The following is a 16,247-nucleotide window of genomic DNA, read 5'->3' as shown; positions in this document are numbered from 1 at the left end:
CTTTCTGGCCTGTGCTACGGGGTGCGGTCGGTTGGTATTATAAAGGAGCTGAATATTAATTACCGCAACACATAAACAAAAACACCATCGGGATTACCGATGGTGTTGTGAATATCGTGCCGGAAATTACTTGCCGGAAGGGCGTTTTCTGCCGGTAGCGTGGGTAACCTGCGTTTCGCTACCCTCCTCAATAACCACTTTACGCTTGTTGGAGAGCTTGTAGTTCAGTCCCAGAATGTGGCGTGCCTGACGGTTCGATTTCATATTAACTCCTCAATCCTGTTGATAGTTTTAAGGACAAGCTTGCTTACGCAAACGAAATGTAACCCCTTAGGTTGCAGATCCAGCTTAGCAGGTTTTTATAAAGGTGCGTTGCGCCCGCTAACCACATAGTTGATGGTTTGCTGGTAGATGTCACTGAGGATGTCATTGTCCGTGGCTTCCACCCACTTGGTCAGTTCCATCAAAATGTCATCTTCAGTAACAACACCGTGCTCGGCGTGAAGACCTTGTGCGATCGCGTTAACAAGTTCCGGTTGTGCTGCTGTGGTATGTGCCGGGTAATAAGTAAACATGCTGCCTCCGTGTCGTTGTCTGTTTAATGTTACGGCGTGCAAAATCGTAATTCGCATTCAGAGTGACAAATATTTTCGTCGTTGTGGCTCAGATTCGTCCTGGAAATAAAAATATTACATGCCGTAGCACAGAAATAAAATTTAGGGCTTCCAGCGGCGTAAATTCGTCTTTTTTTCATAAGGCATGGGGGTCGGCCAGGAGATCAATTCCACAACGCTGCCCCAAGGGGTTTGACCATAGCAAAAAGCGTTGCCTTCACCTTGCTCATCCGGAAAGCTAAGCGGCTTCGGCGCGGTAAACATCTCGCCGCCGGCGGCGGTGAAAGCCGCGATGGCACTGTCAAAATCATCAACATAAACAGCAAAATGCTGAAGGCCAAAATCGCTGGCGCGGGCGGGCATACCCTGCTCAGGTCCGTGCATTTCGAAGAGTTCAATGCCGGGTCCGTGAGGCATGGCGAGCATGCGGATGGCGTGAATTTTAGTGCCGGGAAATAATTTTAAGGTGTGTTGCTGAGCGGACTGGTCAATATTATCGGTATCAGCATCGACAGAATGATATAAAACCTTCGCACCGAAAGCGTGCTCAAAAAATAGGGTGGCTTTTTCAATGTCGGGCACGGTAATACCGATATGGTCGATGCCCCTTACTGGCGATTGCATATAAAACTCCTGCTATAAAAAATTTAAATATAGCAGGAGATAATCAGGCTATTACCACTTCATTTCGCCGGTATTCACTTTGGCGCTCAGTTCCAGAGAACTTTCTTCCGCAAGGTTCGGCCACTGTTTTTTCATCGCGTTGATGACGCCAGTTGATTCTTTATGCGTCGTGAGGGCCAGTTCAAAACGCTGTAGATAGTCGCGGGTAAAGTCAATCGCGCCGGTTCCCGCGGGCGGTGTTCCCAGATAGTGGCCTGGAATCACGCGATCGGGCTTACGGGCGGCCATATTATCCAGGGTCTGCTGCCACTGTTTGCGGCTTTCTGGCGTTTGAGTATCCGCCGTCCAGACGTGAATGCCCCAGGCGACGCCCGTGCCGCCGAGGATGGTTTTCGCGGAGGGGATCCAGACGTACGCCGCATAGCTTTCAGGCTCTTCAATGCTCACTCTCTCACCGTCAATCATAAAGGTGGTTGAGGCAAGTACCTGCGGTACGTAAAGCTGCGTGGGCGCGCCGTCTTTCATCTGCGGCCCCCAGAAGGCGAGCTTGGCGTCTTTAGTGGCGTTGATATGATCCACCACCTGCTGCGTAGCGACAACCTTGGCGTTCGGGAAGGCTTTCACCAGCGGTTGCAGACCGAAATAGAAATCCGGATCGCCGGAGGTGATCACAATTTTGTTCAGCGTTTTACCGCTGTGGCGAATTTTTTCCACCAGCGCTTCGCCATCCTTCACGCTGAACTGCGCGTCAAACAGCACTGCCTCTTTCGGCCCAGATACCAGGGTGGAAGAGACGGCAAAAATCCCTTTTTCTTGCGGGTTGTACGTATCAATGGTTAACGGCGCGGCAAACGCGGCCGGAGTAAGAAGGGTGGTCAGCAAAGCAAGGCGGGTGATGGTCATGGTCAACTCTCTTTTTATCAGGAAAGTCTCTATTGTACGGATCTCTGCATTTGCCAGAATTCCTGAAACAGGAGATGCTTAGTTTCATAAATCGAGCAAATGGAGGTCAGAATGGATCGCGTAATTGCCGCCCAGGTGTACAACCGTATCTGTGAGCTGGGAAGTTTAAGCGCGGCGGCGCGGGCGCTGGGGATCTCTCGCCCGATGGTGAGCCGCTATCTGGAGCAAATGGAGAAGTGGGCCGGTGCGCGGCTGGTGAACCGTTCCACCCGCAAGCTGACGCTAACGGCGGCGGGAGAGAAAGTGCTGCAAAAGACCCGTACGCTGTCGCAAATTTCTCAGGAAATTGAAGATCAGTCCGTGAAGGATTTGCCCTCAGGCACCCTGCGCGTCGCCTGCGCGCATTTTACCGCAACCCAGCTGATCGCTCCGGTTTTGCCGGATCTGTTGCAGCGTTACCCTCAGCTGCGCATCGAACTGGATGTCAATAATCATCCGGTGAGCCTGGTGGGAGAGCGAATTGACGTGGCGATCCGCATCACCGATAGCCCCGAGCCCGGCATGATCGCCCGCAGGCTGGGAGAGTGCAGTTCCGTGCTTTGCGCCTCGCCGCAGTATCTTGCCAGCCGGGGCGTTCCCGAACAGCTTGAAGATTTAGCCCAGCACAACTGCCTGCATTACAGCTTCTTCGCGGGGCAATCGTGGCGTTTTTTGACGCCCGAAGGCGAAGCGATCGCAACGGCGGTGAGCGGCAATCTGAGCGCCAGTATCTCGTCTCTGCTGATGGAGGCAGCGATAAACCACTGCGGTATTGCCATGCTGCCCGAACGCGAGGCCAGCGCGGCGCTCAGAGAGGGCAGCCTGGTGCCGGTGCTTAACGCCTTCACGCCAAAACCGATCGGCATTTTTGGCATTTATCAGTCGCGTGACTATCAGCCGGCGGCGCAGCGCGTGTTTCTCGACGCGCTGGCAAACCACCTCGCTGCGCCTTCGGACTAGTCTGTGTTCCCTGCAAAACGGGTGAGGCGTCCTATACTTAACCCTTTGTAAGCCAAAAGGAGAGCAAGAATGACGATTCATAAGCACGGTTCAGCACACTGGTCAGGCGACATTAAGCGCGGCAAAGGGACGGTATCAACCGAAAGCGGCGTCCTTAACCAGCAACCTTACGGCTTTAACACCCGCTTTGAGGGCGAGAAGGGAACCAACCCGGAAGAGCTGATTGGTGCAGCGCACGCAGCGTGTTTCTCCATGGCCCTGTCGCTGATGCTGGGAGAAGCGGGCTACACGGCTGACTCCATCGATACCACGGCGGACGTCTCGCTGGATAAAACCGACGGGGGTTTTGCCATCAGCAAGGTCGCGCTGCAAAGCAAGGTGACGGTACCGGGTATCGATCCTCAGCAGTTCGACGGCATTATCCAGAAAGCGAAGGCGGGCTGTCCGGTCTCGCAGCTGCTGAAAGCGGAAATTACGCTGGACTATAAGCTGAACTGATTGCAGGCCGGGCAGATGCCCGGCTTATTTTTTTAACGGTTACGCCAGCAGCGCACGCTTCGGCTTCCGGAAGAGGATTGAAGTTGTTGCGGCTGTTCACATCCCTGCGTCGCCAGCGGGCAACGGTCTCGGAAATAGCATCCGATCGGCAAGTGCCGGTTGCCGGGCAGGTCGGTTTTTCGCAGCGCCAGCGCGTCGTCAAGCGGCTCGCCGGTGCGGGGAACGGAGTCAAGCAGCAGCTGCGTATACGGATGACGCGGCTGGCCCAGCACCTGGTCCGCCGTGCCCAGCTCAACAATCTGCCCCAGATACATCACTGCCACGCGATCGCTCATGTGCCGGACCACCGAAACATTGTGTGAGATCAGCACGTAGGTGAGATTTCGCTGCTGTTGCAGGGCAACCAGCAAATTGAGGATCTGCGCCTGGACGGAAATATCCAGCGCGCTGGTAGGTTCATCCAGCACGATGATGTCCGGATCCGAGGAGAGCGCCCGGGCAATGGCGATTCGCTGACGCTGTCCGCCCGAAAATGCATGCGGCAGACGGTCAAGGTATTCAGCACGAATGCCCACCTGCTGCGCCAGGGCTTCGGCCAGCTGACGACGCTCCCGCTCGCTGCGGCGTTGCTGTATCCACACCGGCTCGGTGATGATGCGCCAGACGGGTAAACGCGGATCGAGGGATGAGAGCGGATCCTGAAATACCATCTGCATATCGCCCGCAGAGTTCGCGCGCTGACAGGCGCCGGTGCTCGGTTTGAGCATGCCCATCAGCAGCTGCGCCAGCGTACTCTTTCCACAGCCGGATTCCCCCACAATGCCCAGCGTTTCGCCGCGATGGATCTGGAGATCCATGCCGTTCAGAGCGTGCACCTGTTCCGTCACGCGCCCCAGCCAGTTTTTGCGCGCGGGAAAATGCACGTGCACGTCGTCCAGTTCCATCAATACCTCAGACATGGCGTGTCTCCTGTTGTGGATACCAGCAGGCTGCCTGCTGGCCTTCTGCGCCCGTGGAGTGTAAGCGCGGCGTTTCACCGCATTTCGCACCGGCCGCAAAACAGCGCTCGCGAAAGGCACATCCGCGCGGCAGGTGGCTGAGATTAGGCACCGTGCCGGGAATGGCCGGGAGGATCTCACGCGGTTCCCCGTTTTCCGGCGCGCACCGCAGCAGGCCAATCGAATAGGGATGCACAGGATGCTGAATCAAGGTCTGCGTGCTGCCGCTTTCGATTACGCTGCCCGCGTACATGACGTACATCCGGTCACAAAGCTGCGACACTACCGCCATATCGTGACTGATAAACAGCACCGACGTTCCGCTGGCGCGCGCTTTATGTTTCAACAGCCGCAGCACCTGGAGCTGGACGGTCACATCCAGCGCGGTGGTGGGTTCATCGGCAATGATCAGCTCCGGCTCGCAGGAGAAGGCAAGGGCGATCATCACTCGCTGGCGCATGCCGCCGGAAAGCTCAAACGGATAGCGATCCATCACCTGTGCCGCGTCCGGAATCTGCATCTCGCCAAGCAGGGAGATCGCTTTTTGCTGCGCTTCACGCCGTGAAAGCGGCTGATGCTGGCGGATCACCTCCACCATCTGCCTGCCGATCCGCCGCGTGGGGTTGAGCGCCGTCATCGGCTCCTGAAAAATCATCGCCACCTTTGCGCCGCGCCACTGGCGAAGCTGTTTTTCCGACGCGTTCAGCACATCTTCCCCGAGCAGCGTGACCCGCCCATGGTGAACATGGTAACTGCCTTCCGGCAGCAGGCGCATCGCCAGCATCGCGGTGACCGATTTTCCCGAGCCGGATTCGCCCACGACTCCAACAATTTCACCCCGTCCAATCTCCAGCGAGACGTGGTTGAGCGCATGTACATCGCCCCGAAAAATGGGGAAGCTCAGGTGTAAATCTTCAATCGATAATACGGAATCACTCATGACTGCTTCCCTCCTGATTTGGGATCCAGCAGGTCGCGAAGACCATCGCCAAACAGATTAAACCCGACTGCCGTAATCAAAATGGCCGCCCCGGGAAACGCGCAGTACCACCACTGGTCAAGCACGTAGTTACGTCCCACGGCCACCATCGCGCCCCATTCGGCGGTGGGCTGCTGCGCGCCTAACCCAATAAAGCCCAGCGTGGCAGCCATCAGAATAGCGCTGCCGATATCCAGCGACGCCTGAACGATCAGCGGCGGCAGGGCGTTACGCAGGATATGCCAGCGAATCAGGTGCCAGCGCGATGCGCCAAAGGTGCGGGCGGCCTGCACATAGGTAAACTGGCGCACGACCAGCGTCTGACCACGGGCCAGCCGCACGTAAAACGGAATACGGACAATCGCAATCGCCAGCATCGCGTTAAACAGGCTTGGGCCGAGCGCGGCGGCCAGCGCCATGGTCAGCACCAGCGAGGGGATAGAGAGCATAATGTCCATGATGCGCATGATGATGGCGTCGCCGCGCCCACCAAGTACGCCGGACAAGCAGCCGAGCAGCGAGCCGATGCCGCCCGCAATCACCACCACCGCCAGCCCCGCCGTGATGGACTGCTGGCTGCCCACCAGCACCCGGCTGAACAGATCCCGGCCCACCTCATCGGTGCCAAACCAGTGCTGGAGTGACGGCGCCTGCAAACGCGCGGTGAGATCCAGCGCGTTCGGATCGTGCGGCACTATCCACGGCGAAACCACCATCATCAGCAGCATCAGGATCATAATGACTCCGCCGATCAGCGTGAGCGGGCTTTTGCGTAGCATCCAGAACAGCTTCGCCCAGTGGATGCGCTGTTTAGCGGTGCTGGCTGGGACAGGCGTTTCCTGAGTTAACATCATTCGGCACCTCCGCGCCCGATTCGCGGGTCGATCCACAGATACAGCAGATCTACCACCAGATTGACGAAGACGTAGGCCAGCGACACCACGACCGCGAAGCCCATGACGGCAGGGAAGTCCAGCGCCTGAATGGAGGTCACGACCCAGGCGCCCATTCCCGGCCAGGCAAACACGGTTTCGGTGAGGACGGCCCCGTACAGCAGATCGCCCAGCGCCAGCCCGAGCACGGTAATGGAGGGGATCATGGCGTTGGGCAAGGCATAGCGCAGCACGATGTACCAGCCCGGCAGCCCGCTCGCGCGGGCGGTACGAATATAATCCTCGCTCAGCTGCTCCAGCATGGCGGAGCGCACCTGACGCGCCACAATCCCCAGATGCACAAAGGCCAGGGTCAGGGACGGCAAAATCAGGTGCTGAAGCGCGTTGAAAAACACTTCACCGTTGCCTTCCAGCAGGGCGTCCAGCAGGTAAAAGCCGGTCACGTGGGCAGGGGGATCGAGCCAGTCGTCCAGCCTGCCTCCGCCGGGCAGAATTTGCAGCTGCCCGTAGAACAGCACGATGACCCCCAGACCCAGCCAGAAGGCAGGGGTCGAGATGCCCGTCATCGCCATCAGCCGCACCAGGTGATCCAGCCAGCGGTTACGGTACACCGCCGATAAAATTCCCAGCGGTACGCCAATCACCAGCGCCAGCAGCAGGGAGCAGAAGGCCAGTTCCAGCGTGGCGGGGAAAAAGGCTTTCAAATCTTCCGCAACGGGACGACCGGTGCGAATGGACGTGCCCAAATCGCCGTGCGCCAGCGCCTCAACATAGCGGCCAAACTGAATATAAAGCGGCTGGTCCAGGCCCAGCTGCTGGCGGATGCCCTGCACAATGTCATCGCTCGCGCGGTCACCGGCCAGCAGGCGGGCCGGATCGCCGGGGATAAGGTGTGAAATAATAAAGGTAATAATACAGACACCGGCCACGACGAGGATTAACCCCCAGCAGCGCTGGCGCACGATGCTCCAGAACGTCATACACTTTCCCCCGGCATGGACCGTTACTTACTCATGGTGGCGATGTTAAAGACCTGCTCCAGCATCGGATTAAAGGTGAAGCCTTTGACCTCTTTGTTCATCGCCAGCTGGTAGTTCTTCTGGAACAGATAAACGTAAGCCGCCTCGTCAATCACCACTTTCTGCGCCTGCTGATAGTCTTTGGTGCGTTCCGCCTGATCGGTTGTTTTCAGTGCCGCCTGCAACAGCGCATCGACCTCTTTGTTCTCATAGAATGAGCGGTTGCCCGGCAGCCCTTTTTTGTCCGATTCGAACCAGTAGTTCATAAACATGTACGGATCGGCGAAGTCCGGGCTCCAGTTACCAATCGCGATGTCATAATCACCTTTGCCGACGCGGTCGCGCATGGTGGCGTTCGCCAGTTTCTCCAGCTTGACGTTAATCCCGAGCTTGCTCAGGCTCGACTGGGTAGAGAGGGCGATAGGCTCCCAGTTAGGGTCGTTATCGGAGTAGAGGAACGTCAGGCTGGCGGGTTTATCGTTGACTTTCTCCAGCGCCGCTTTGGCTTTGGCCTCGTCAAAGCTGTACTGCATGGCGTTCGCATCGAAGCCCCACATGCCCTCCGGGATCGGGCCGCGCATCTGCTTGCCGTTCCCGCTGAGAATGCCTTTCACCATTCCCTGATAATCGGTCGCCCAGGAGACCGCGCGGCGCAAATCCACCTGATTCATCGGGGCTTTACTGTTGTTCAGATAGAGATAGGTCACCCGAAGGGACGGGTATTCCGCCACGGCCACTTTGCCTTCCTGCTTCAGGGCGGCAAGCTGATCCACCGGCAGGGCGTCGGCGATATCCAGATCGCCACGGGAAAGTTGCAGGCGACGCGAGGCACTTTCACCGATAATCTTCACCGAGACGCGCTTAAAGTGCGGCTTTTCGCCCAGCCAGTGCGGGTTGGGCACCATTATCAGCTGCTGACCTTTGCGCCAGCTTTTCAGCATAAATGGCCCGGAACCTGCGGTGTTTTGCGCCAGGAAACCCCGCGCATCGTCGGCGGCATTGGCTTTCAGCACCGCCGGGTTGACGATCGACGCGCCGTCATTTGCCAGCGTGTAGAGGAACGGGGCAAACGGCTGGCTGAGGGTGAATTTCACCGTATGTTCATCCACGGCGTCCACTTTCAAATCTTTCGGGAACGCTTCGGATGGCCCCTGGTTAATTTTCAGCAGGCGTTCAAACGACAGCTTGACCGCTTCGGCGGTCACCGGCGTGCCGTCGGAGAATTTTGCATTGTCCGCCAGGGTAAACGTCCATTCTTTCTGATCCTCTGACGCCTTCCAGCCCGTCGACAGATCGCCTTCCACCTCCGTGGTGCCAGGCTTGTATTTCACCAGACGCTGGTACGAGGGGTAGGTCACCGTCCAGTCGTTGTTATCGATAGTCACCGCCGGATCCAGCGTTTGCGGATCGGCAGCTTTACCTATTACCAGCATATCTTTTGGCACTGCCGCCAGCGCGAGCGGGGCGCTGAGGGCGAGCGTAGCGGCAATCAGGGTAGTCAGCAGCGTTGTTTTCATGGCCGGGCTCCAGAATTACAGTGAGGGTGTGGTCGAATAACAGGCGAACTGGTCGTCCAGCAGCGGGTAGCTTGCGGCGTTCGGCAGCTCGAAATGCCACCATTCGCTGCTGATGCCGACAAAACCGCCGCCGGACATCACGGCGTTCAGGAGCAGACGATTACGCTGTGCCGCGGGCGGAACGGAAGGGTGCCAGGCATGAGAGCGGTCGTGCATTTCGTCAAACGCGGCGCCCATATCCAGCACGTTGTCGTGTTCATCCATCAGCGTGACGTCAATGGCGGTGCCCCGGCTGTGGTTGGAGCCAATCGCGACGTCCACCACGTATTGCGGATTGGGGCAGGCATCCCAGAGTTGCGCCTGCGCCTGCTGTGGACGATAGGCGTCGTAGACCACCAGTTTCAGACCGGCCAGCGCGGCGATGCCGATCGCTTTTGCCAGTGCGGTGGCGGCATCCGTATGCAGCAGACACGCGGCGTGCTGGTAGATTGGGCGGCCGGTAATGTTATCGGCAGTGGCGTATTTCAGATCGATATGCAGCGTGGGAAAGGTTTTCGCCACATCAATCAGTTGACTCTCTTCAGGCATAGCTCCGCTCCTTTAGCGTTCAAATTGACCAAACTCTTGTTGTAATTGTCGGTTGACTGCCAGACGCTCCGGCAGCGCATCCCCCAGCGCCTCCACCACGCCCGACAGCAGCAGGTTGAACAGACAGCTCACCGGCGCCAGCGAATCCCAGAAATGGCCGGTATCGGTCTTCACCTGGAGTAAATCAATCGGGTAATCCCGCGCCCACGGGCACCAGATATCGGTGATCAGCGCCATCGGCAGCCCTTTTTCGCTCGCCACGCGGCAGTACTGGCGGGCAATGGCGGAGTAGGCGCGGGTATCGGTCAGCACGATATACGGGTGCGCAAACCCGGAGTTAAGCGACTCCACCCAGCTGCCGGAGAGCCCTTCGGAATAGCTCACGCGCGGGCGCAGGTACTCCAGATGGCTGAAGAAGGCATTGGCGATCCCGCGCGTGGACTGGCTCCCCAGCACGAAGACGGCATCGGCATGAGCAAGTTGATGGACCACCTGCCTGAAGGTTTCGCTTTGCGCCAGCTGGTAGACATGGGCAATGGCCTCCACCTCCAGCGACAGGGAGTGCTGAACGCGATCCGACAGCGGCTGCTGCTGCTTCCAGGAGTCGAGGCGCTCGTTAATGCCCCAGGGCTGATGAGGATCGCGCAGGCTTTTTTTGGCATCGTCCAGGTTGCGATAGCCCAGCTTGCGCAGAAAACGCCCGACGGTGATCCCGCTGGTGGCCGTGGCCAGCGCCACGCTTTCTGCCGTTTCGAACGGGATCTGCCCGACGTGCGCCAGCATCCAGCTTGCCACCCGCTTTTCGCTCGGGGTGAGCTGGCTGAAAGTCGCTTCGATACGGCTTAACACCTCAGGTTTGGTCGTCATACCGCCTCGCTGTTAACTGGCTGTCATTGGCCGGATTTCTGTTATTGCATTAACAATGCAGGACGCGTGCCATGTTCACATTGCGGCGAAAACGCGCTGTGCAGCTAAGTTAATGCAATATTTGTTTAACAGATGATCAACATTTGTGCAGCGTAGTTCACTTTTGGTGCAGTGTCCGAGCCGAGAGATATCTATTTGGTGAATACGTCAGTCTCTTCACATTTTTTGGTAAGATGAAGGATCTGTGTACAAGAGAGGGAGCCTCACATGGCGAATTTGCCCTGGCGGGTCAGCGTGCGCCTGATGGCTCTCGCAAAAAAACTGGCGATGGTTATCGGGATCGTTGTGCTCGTCCTGCTTGCGGTGCGGGTTTATCTTTCCCAGCAGGGACCGGCCCTGCATCACTGGCACACCTGGCGGGCCGACGAGATGTCCGTGCAGGAGATGGATAACGCGAGCTTCGCGGCCTATGTCGCCCGTGAAAACGCCATCTTCACCGATCTCGACGCTGAGGTCACAGCGAAAGCCACCCCAGCGGAGCGCACGCCGCTGAACCGCTATTATCGCCAGAGCCTGGTGTGGCCAGGACAGTTTTCTCCGGATGCGAACCGGTCGTTTGTGCTGATGCCTGCCGGAAAGCCGCGCGGGGCGGTGGTGCTGCTTCACGGTCTGACGGATTCGCCCTACAGCGTCAGGCATCTGGCTGTCAATTATCAAAAGCACGGCTTTGTGGCCGTTGTTCCTCGTTTGCCCGGACATGGCACGGCGCCGGGCGCGCTGACAAACGTCGAGTGGGAAGCGTGGCTCGCGGCGACGCGCCTTGCGGTTCGTGAAGCGACGCGTCTGACGGGTAGCGATCTCCCCCTGCATCTGGTGGGCTACTCCAACGGCGGGGCGCTGGCGATGAAATATGCCCTCGACGCCCTTGATGCGCCGGCACTGCGTAAACCCCAGCAGATTGTTTTGCTGTCACCGATGATTGGCGTCACGGCGTTTGCTCGCTTTGCCGGTTTCGCCGGGCTACCGGCCATGTTACCGGCGTTTGCCAAAGCCGCATGGCTCAACATTGCGCCGGAATATAACCCTTACAAATACAACTCGTTTCCGGTGAATGCGGCACGTCAGTCCTGGCTGCTTACCCAGGCGCTGCATGAGCAGTTAAATCGCGATGTTCAGGCCCACAAACTGGCGCAGCTCCCGCCGGTGCTGGCGTTTCAGTCGGTTATGGATTCAACGGTCAGTACCCGCGCCGTGGTTACCGGGCTGTTTGATCGGCTTCCGGCTAACGGCAGCGAACTGGTGGTATTTGATATCAACCAGGCCGGGAGCTTCCGTCCACTGTTCAGGCCGTCATCCTGGACGGCGGTGGCCGATCTGCTGCCCGTGGCAAAAAGACGTTACAGTGTCACGATTATAACCAATGCCAGCCCCGACAGCTTCGAAATGGTGGCAAAGGCAACGCCAGCGGGTAGCACCCGGGAAACGGTGGTGCCGCTGACGGTCTCTTATCCGCAAGAGGTGTATTCCCTGTCGCACGTTGCCATTCCGTTCCCGCCCAATGACGATCTGTATGGCCGACATCCTGAGGTAAAAAATCACTATGGCATTAGCCTCGGGACAATTGCCCTGTGGGGAGAAACATCGGTGCTGAGCGTTGGAAAAGATGCGCTAATGCGCGTGACGTCGAATCCGTTCTACGATTACATGCAGGCGCGGATCGACAGCCGTATCGGGGAAAATTAATTCCGCTGCGGAATAGATTAGGTCCCGCCGGGGAACTGTGTTAAACAGTACAGCTCTGGCCTATATCCCTATCGGACCTCTTTCTGTGCTGACAACTCTCATTTATCGAAGCCAGCTGAGCTTAACCTGCACCTCCGCAGCGTTAAGCGAGCTGGTTGAACAGGCCAGGATCCGCAATACGGAGCAGGGCATCTCCGGCATTCTTCTCTCCAGTGGCCGTGACGTCCTGCAAATTCTTGAGGGAACGGAACAGAGCGTAGTCGCGCTGTTTAATACCATCCGCGAAGATAACCGGCATACCGGCGTAGTGGAGCTGATGCGCGACTACGGTCCGCGCAGACGGTTCGATAACGTGGGAATGCTGCGGTTTGACCTGGAGGTTCAGACCCCGAAGGCGATTCTGGCGTCGGTACTGCACTACAGCAAGCTGGAAAGCTACCTCACTTCTGAGGATCGGGTCTTCAAATTCATCCAGACCTTTATCACCGGCAAAATCTCTGCGCCACGGGCTTCGAACTATGAGCCTGATAAATGGACGCTGTCGCGGGAAAGCACGCCGTTTGGTGAAGGGTTAGGACTGCTTGCGGGGCAGCCCTGCCAGTTTGCGCTGCAACCGATTGTCGAGCCGTCCGAAGGCAAAATCAGCTCTCTTGAGGCGCTCATACGCGGAAACGACGGCGGCAGCCCGGAGCATTTCTTCAGAAGCCTCGATCACCAACGGATTTACGAAGTCGACCTGCAAACCAAAGCCTGGACCTTTGCGCTGGCGAAAAAGCTGGGCATTGGTAGCCACAAGCTGGCGGTGAATCTGCTGCCGATGTCGCTGGTTAACGTGCCCGGTGCGGTTGAGTTTCTGGTGACGCAGATCAAACAGCACGGTCTCCAGCCAGAGCAGGTGGTCATTGAAGTCACTGAGAACGAGATGATTTCCGGCTTCAACAAGTTTAACAGCGCCATCAAACAGTTGCGCGCGGAGGGGGTTGGGCTGGCGATAGATGATTTTGGTTCCGGCTATGCCGGCCTGTCGCTGCTCACGAGATTCCAGCCGGACAAGCTTAAAATCGACAGGGAGATCGTCAGCGATATCCACCTGAGCGGCCCCAAGCAGGCGATTGTGAAGTCGATAATCAGCTGCTGCACCGATCTGGAGATTACCCTGGTCGCGGAAGGTATTGAGAAGATAGAGGAGTGGTGCTGGCTTGAGTCTGCCGGTATTCGCCGCTTTCAGGGCTTTTTGTTCGCCCGTCCACAGCTCAACGGCGTGGGTGATATCCACTGGCCCCATCGGGTGCGTTAAGCAAATTTTCCCTCGCCTTATTTCCCCAATACCATGCCTGTGCTTAAATAGCTAAACCGGTTTAACATTATTTAGCTAAGAGAGTGATATGGAGACGATCTGGGTACTTGGCGATGCGGTGGTGGATCTTTTGCCCGATGGCGAAGGCAAACTGCTGCAATGTCCGGGAGGCGCGCCGGCCAACGTTGCGGTGGGGATTGCGCGTCTGGGCGGCAGGAGCGCGTTTATCGGCCGGGTGGGCGACGATCCGTTTGGGCGTTTTATGCAAAAAACGCTTGCGGATGAGCAGGTTAATACAGAATGGCTGCGTCTTGACCCGCAGCAGCGGACCTCCACGGTGGTGGTGGATCTCGATAACGACGGTGAACGTTCCTTTACCTTTATGGTTCGCCCGAGCGCGGATTTATTCCTCGATGCTGGCGACCTCCCGCCATTTCGCGCCGGAGAGTGGCTGCACGTTTGTTCCATCGCGCTCAGCGCCGAACCCAGCCGTTCCGCGACGTTTCAGGCGATGGCCGCTGTCAGACAGGCGGGCGGTTTCGTCAGCTTTGACCCCAATATTCGCGCCGATCTCTGGCACGATGAAGCCGAGCTGCGCCACTGTCTTGAGCGGGCATTGGCCTGTGCAGACGTGGTGAAACTCTCGGTAGAAGAACTGGCGTTTTTAACCGGAAATGCGCAGGTGCAGGAGGGGCTGGCGGCACTGACGCGTACCTGTCCGGCCAGACGGGTACTGGTGACGCAGGGAAAAGCGGGGGTGACCGCCTGGCAGGAAGGCACATTGACGCACTATCCTGCATCACCCGTGGAATGCATTGATACCACCGGGGCGGGAGATGCTTTCGTCGCCGGGCTGCTGTTCGGCCTGGCACGTGATGGCGAAGCCAGCCTCTCAGACGTTATCACGCTCGCCCAGCGCTGCGGGGCGCTGGCGACAACCGCAAAAGGGGCAATGACCGCGCTGCCTTACCATCACGAACTGTAATTCTCCTCGCATGGGCCGCCGGTCGGCGGCCTGAATTGTCGCCTCGATCACACTTACTAAAACGGTTTAGCAAAAACAGTTGCCGAACCAAAATTTGGCGGTTTAGTATCATCAGCCTAAACCGGTTTAGCAATTTAGCACTTTCACCAATATTTTCGGGATGCGACAAAATGTATAAAAAACGCAGACTTGCCGTGATGATAGGCATGCTGGCCGGCAGTACCTCTGTTTTTGCCCAGACGGATATGACGCGTATCGAAGCGCGCCTGGCGGCGCTGGAGCAGCGCTTGCAGGAGGCGGAAACCCGCGCGCAGGCCGCTGAAAAGCGCGCCACGATAGCAGAAGAGAAAACGCAGCAGCTTGTCACCGCGCAACAAAAAGCGCAAACCACCACCCAGGCGGTGGCGCAGCGTACCACGGCCCTGGAGGAGAAAGCCGATCGGTCCGGCGGCTTTGAGTTTCACGGTTATGCCCGTTCCGGCCTGCTAATGAACGACGCGGCCTCCAGCAGCAAAAGCGGTCCCTATCTGACTCCCGCAGGGGAAACGGGCGGGGCCATCGGGCGTCTGGGGAACGAAGCGGATACCTACGTGGAGCTGAACGTTGAGCACAAGCAGACGCTGGATAACGGCGCGACGACGCGCTTCAAGGCGATGCTGGCCGACGGACAGAAAACCTATAACGACTGGTCGGCAGACAGCAGCGACCTGAACGTCCGTCAGGCCTTTGCCGAACTGGGCAATCTCCCGGACTTCACCGGCGCGCTGAAGGGCAGCACCTTCTGGGCGGGCAAGCGTTTCGATCGCGACAATTTCGACATTCACTGGCTGGATTCCGACGTGGTATTCCTCGCCGGGACCGGCGGTGGCGTCTATGACGTGAAATGGAACGATACGCTGCGCAGCAACTTTTCTCTTTATGGCCGTAACTTCGGCAGCGAAGAGGAGATCGACAATAACGTTCAGAACTATATCCTCAGCATGAATCACTTCGCCGGGCCGGTGCAGCTGATGGTGAGCGGCCTGCGGGCAAAAGATAATGACGACCGAAAGGACAGCAACGGCGATCCGATTAAAACCGACGCGGCGAACAACGGGGTGCATGCGCTGGTTGGTTTGCATAACGAGAGTTTCTACGGCCTGCGGGAAGGTTCCGCCAAAACGGCGCTGCTTTACGGCCACGGTCTGGGTGCCGAGGTGAAAAGCATCGGTTCTGACGGCGCGCTGCTGTCTGAGGCCGATACCTGGCGCTTCGCAAGTTACGGTGTCACGCCGCTGGGCGGTGGCTGGCATATAGCGCCCGCCGTGCTGGCGCAAAGCAGTAAGGACCGCTACGTGAAGGGCGACCGCTATGAGTGGGTCACGCTCAACACGCGTCTGATCAAAGAGGTGACCCAGAATTTCGCCCTCGCGTTAGAGGGCAGCTATCAGTACATGGATTTGAATCCGGAAGGCTACAAGGATCGCAATGCGGTTAACGGCAGCTTCTACAAGCTGACCTTCGCCCCGACGCTAAAGGCGGGCAAGATTGGCGATTTCTTCAGCCGTCCGGAGCTGCGCCTGTTCGCCACCTGGATGGACTGGAGCAGCAGGCTGGATAACTACGCCAGCGATGACGCCTTTGGCAGCAGCGGCTTCAACGCGGGCGGGGAATGGAACTTTGGGGTGCAGATGGAAACCTGGTTTTAACCCTTCACGCTCCCGCATCGCGGGGGCGTTTCGAA

At 57.9% G+C, this 16,247-nt stretch carries 17 protein-coding genes; 6 read left to right on the top strand and 11 right to left on the bottom strand.

The genetic code is table 11. The annotated features are described in order from the left end of the window. Nucleotides 1-126: 126 nt before the first annotated feature. The 4 genes from sra to IM300_RS13190 all read right to left on the bottom strand — a co-directional run bounded on the left by sra (nucleotide 127) and on the right by IM300_RS13190 (nucleotide 2,141). Entirely contained in the window at nucleotides 127-264 is a 138-nt protein-coding gene (gene sra / locus IM300_RS13205; RefSeq protein WP_003857059.1) for a stationary-phase-induced ribosome-associated protein, read from the bottom strand. Nucleotides 265-359: 95 nt separating this feature from the next. After that, nucleotides 360-575, bottom strand: coding sequence for a biofilm-dependent modulation protein (gene bdm, locus IM300_RS13200; RefSeq protein WP_022648192.1), 216 nt, complete (start codon nucleotides 573-575; stop codon nucleotides 360-362). A 141-nt stretch (nucleotides 576-716) separates the two neighbouring features. Next, nucleotides 717-1,238, bottom strand: coding sequence for a VOC family protein (locus tag IM300_RS13195; protein WP_193036867.1), 522 nt, complete (start codon nucleotides 1,236-1,238; stop codon nucleotides 717-719). A gap of 51 nt (nucleotides 1,239-1,289) precedes the next feature. Next, nucleotides 1,290-2,141, bottom strand: coding sequence for a Vmh family MBL fold metallo-hydrolase (locus IM300_RS13190; protein WP_193036865.1), 852 nt, complete (start codon nucleotides 2,139-2,141; stop codon nucleotides 1,290-1,292). A 111-nt stretch (nucleotides 2,142-2,252) separates the two neighbouring features. Here IM300_RS13190 and IM300_RS13185 point away from each other — a divergent pair, with 111 nt between their 5' ends. After that, nucleotides 2,253-3,140: a LysR family transcriptional regulator gene (locus IM300_RS13185; protein ID WP_074177731.1), complete on the top strand. Its 888-nt coding sequence runs from the start codon at nucleotides 2,253-2,255 to the stop codon at nucleotides 3,138-3,140. Between the two features lie 69 nt (nucleotides 3,141-3,209). Then, the gene (locus tag IM300_RS13180; RefSeq protein WP_063866672.1) at nucleotides 3,210-3,638 is read left to right on the top strand and encodes an OsmC family protein; all 429 of its coding nucleotides are present in this window, start codon (nucleotides 3,210-3,212) and stop codon (nucleotides 3,636-3,638) included. Nucleotides 3,639-3,670: 32 nt separating this feature from the next. Here the strand turns inward: IM300_RS13180 and IM300_RS13175 are convergent, their stop codons facing one another. From IM300_RS13175 to IM300_RS13145, 7 genes are read right to left on the bottom strand one after another with little or no spacing between them, the layout of a single operon-like run. Next, nucleotides 3,671-4,597, bottom strand: a complete 927-nt coding sequence (locus IM300_RS13175) for an ABC transporter ATP-binding protein (RefSeq protein WP_193036863.1) — start codon at nucleotides 4,595-4,597, stop codon at nucleotides 3,671-3,673. Next, nucleotides 4,590-5,576, bottom strand: a complete 987-nt coding sequence (locus IM300_RS13170; protein ID WP_193036861.1) for an ABC transporter ATP-binding protein — start codon at nucleotides 5,574-5,576, stop codon at nucleotides 4,590-4,592. The genes IM300_RS13175 and IM300_RS13170 overlap by 8 nt, the downstream gene beginning before the upstream one ends. Next, nucleotides 5,573-6,469: a D,D-dipeptide ABC transporter permease gene (gene ddpC / locus IM300_RS13165; protein WP_112792351.1), complete on the bottom strand. Its 897-nt coding sequence runs from the start codon at nucleotides 6,467-6,469 to the stop codon at nucleotides 5,573-5,575. The genes IM300_RS13170 and ddpC overlap by 4 nt, the downstream gene beginning before the upstream one ends. Further along, complete coding sequence (locus IM300_RS13160; protein WP_006810693.1) at nucleotides 6,466-7,488, bottom strand: ABC transporter permease; 1,023 nt, start codon at nucleotides 7,486-7,488, stop codon at nucleotides 6,466-6,468. Before IM300_RS13160 ends, ddpC begins: the two co-directional genes overlap by 4 nt. 23 nt (nucleotides 7,489-7,511) lie before the next feature. Continuing rightward, nucleotides 7,512-9,044 (bottom strand): ABC transporter substrate-binding protein, encoded by a 1,533-nt coding sequence (locus tag IM300_RS13155; protein ID WP_193036859.1) that lies wholly within the window; start codon nucleotides 9,042-9,044, stop codon nucleotides 7,512-7,514. A 15-nt stretch (nucleotides 9,045-9,059) separates the two neighbouring features. Beyond that, nucleotides 9,060-9,632 carry a D-alanyl-D-alanine dipeptidase gene (gene ddpX, locus IM300_RS13150; protein ID WP_102751154.1) on the bottom strand — a complete coding sequence of 191 codons (573 nt, stop codon included), beginning with the start codon at nucleotides 9,630-9,632 and terminating at the stop codon, nucleotides 9,060-9,062. 12 nt (nucleotides 9,633-9,644) lie between these two features. Beyond that, nucleotides 9,645-10,499: a MurR/RpiR family transcriptional regulator gene (locus IM300_RS13145; RefSeq protein WP_193036857.1), complete on the bottom strand. Its 855-nt coding sequence runs from the start codon at nucleotides 10,497-10,499 to the stop codon at nucleotides 9,645-9,647. A 267-nt stretch (nucleotides 10,500-10,766) separates the two neighbouring features. On the opposite strand from IM300_RS13145, the gene IM300_RS13140 reads away from it, so the two are divergent. The 4 genes from IM300_RS13140 to IM300_RS13125 all read left to right on the top strand — a co-directional run bounded on the left by IM300_RS13140 (nucleotide 10,767) and on the right by IM300_RS13125 (nucleotide 16,212). Beyond that, nucleotides 10,767-12,242, top strand: a complete 1,476-nt coding sequence (locus tag IM300_RS13140; RefSeq protein ID WP_193036855.1) for a carboxylesterase — start codon at nucleotides 10,767-10,769, stop codon at nucleotides 12,240-12,242. An 85-nt stretch (nucleotides 12,243-12,327) separates the two neighbouring features. After that, nucleotides 12,328-13,539: a diguanylate phosphodiesterase gene (locus IM300_RS13135; RefSeq protein ID WP_193036853.1), complete on the top strand. Its 1,212-nt coding sequence runs from the start codon at nucleotides 12,328-12,330 to the stop codon at nucleotides 13,537-13,539. Between the two features lie 88 nt (nucleotides 13,540-13,627). Continuing rightward, complete coding sequence (locus IM300_RS13130; RefSeq protein WP_193036851.1) at nucleotides 13,628-14,524, top strand: aminoimidazole riboside kinase; 897 nt, start codon at nucleotides 13,628-13,630, stop codon at nucleotides 14,522-14,524. A gap of 170 nt (nucleotides 14,525-14,694) precedes the next feature. Next, a complete protein-coding gene (locus IM300_RS13125) occupies nucleotides 14,695-16,212 on the top strand; it encodes a carbohydrate porin (RefSeq protein WP_193036849.1) in 1,518 nt (505 codons plus the stop codon). The last annotated feature ends 35 nt before the right edge of the window (nucleotides 16,213-16,247 follow it).

It is taken from the genome of Enterobacter cloacae complex sp. I2, assembly GCF_014896205.1.
Classification (GTDB): Bacteria; Pseudomonadota; Gammaproteobacteria; order Enterobacterales; family Enterobacteriaceae; genus Enterobacter; species Enterobacter quasihormaechei.
This window is presented reverse-complemented; position numbering and strand designations above follow the sequence as displayed.

Coding starts and splice junctions, on each gene's coding strand:
- IM300_RS13195 (WP_193036867.1), bottom strand. CDS start 1,238: ATGCAATCGCCAGTAAGGGGCATCGACCATATCGGTATTACCGTGCCC.
- ddpC (WP_112792351.1), bottom strand. CDS start 6,469: ATGATGTTAACTCAGGAAACGCCTGTCCCAGCCAGCACCGCTAAACAG.
- bdm (WP_022648192.1), bottom strand. CDS start 575: ATGTTTACTTATTACCCGGCACATACCACAGCAGCACAACCGGAACTT.
- IM300_RS13160 (WP_006810693.1), bottom strand. CDS start 7,488: ATGACGTTCTGGAGCATCGTGCGCCAGCGCTGCTGGGGGTTAATCCTC.
- IM300_RS13175 (WP_193036863.1), bottom strand. CDS start 4,597: ATGTCTGAGGTATTGATGGAACTGGACGACGTGCACGTGCATTTTCCC.
- IM300_RS13170 (WP_193036861.1), bottom strand. CDS start 5,576: ATGAGTGATTCCGTATTATCGATTGAAGATTTACACCTGAGCTTCCCC.
- IM300_RS13125 (WP_193036849.1), top strand. CDS start 14,695: ATGTATAAAAAACGCAGACTTGCCGTGATGATAGGCATGCTGGCCGGC.
- IM300_RS13185 (WP_074177731.1), top strand. CDS start 2,253: ATGGATCGCGTAATTGCCGCCCAGGTGTACAACCGTATCTGTGAGCTG.
- IM300_RS13155 (WP_193036859.1), bottom strand. CDS start 9,044: ATGAAAACAACGCTGCTGACTACCCTGATTGCCGCTACGCTCGCCCTC.
- ddpX (WP_102751154.1), bottom strand. CDS start 9,632: ATGCCTGAAGAGAGTCAACTGATTGATGTGGCGAAAACCTTTCCCACG.
- IM300_RS13145 (WP_193036857.1), bottom strand. CDS start 10,499: ATGACGACCAAACCTGAGGTGTTAAGCCGTATCGAAGCGACTTTCAGC.
- IM300_RS13130 (WP_193036851.1), top strand. CDS start 13,628: ATGGAGACGATCTGGGTACTTGGCGATGCGGTGGTGGATCTTTTGCCC.
- IM300_RS13140 (WP_193036855.1), top strand. CDS start 10,767: ATGGCGAATTTGCCCTGGCGGGTCAGCGTGCGCCTGATGGCTCTCGCA.
- sra (WP_003857059.1), bottom strand. CDS start 264: ATGAAATCGAACCGTCAGGCACGCCACATTCTGGGACTGAACTACAAG.
- IM300_RS13190 (WP_193036865.1), bottom strand. CDS start 2,141: ATGACCATCACCCGCCTTGCTTTGCTGACCACCCTTCTTACTCCGGCC.
- IM300_RS13180 (WP_063866672.1), top strand. CDS start 3,210: ATGACGATTCATAAGCACGGTTCAGCACACTGGTCAGGCGACATTAAG.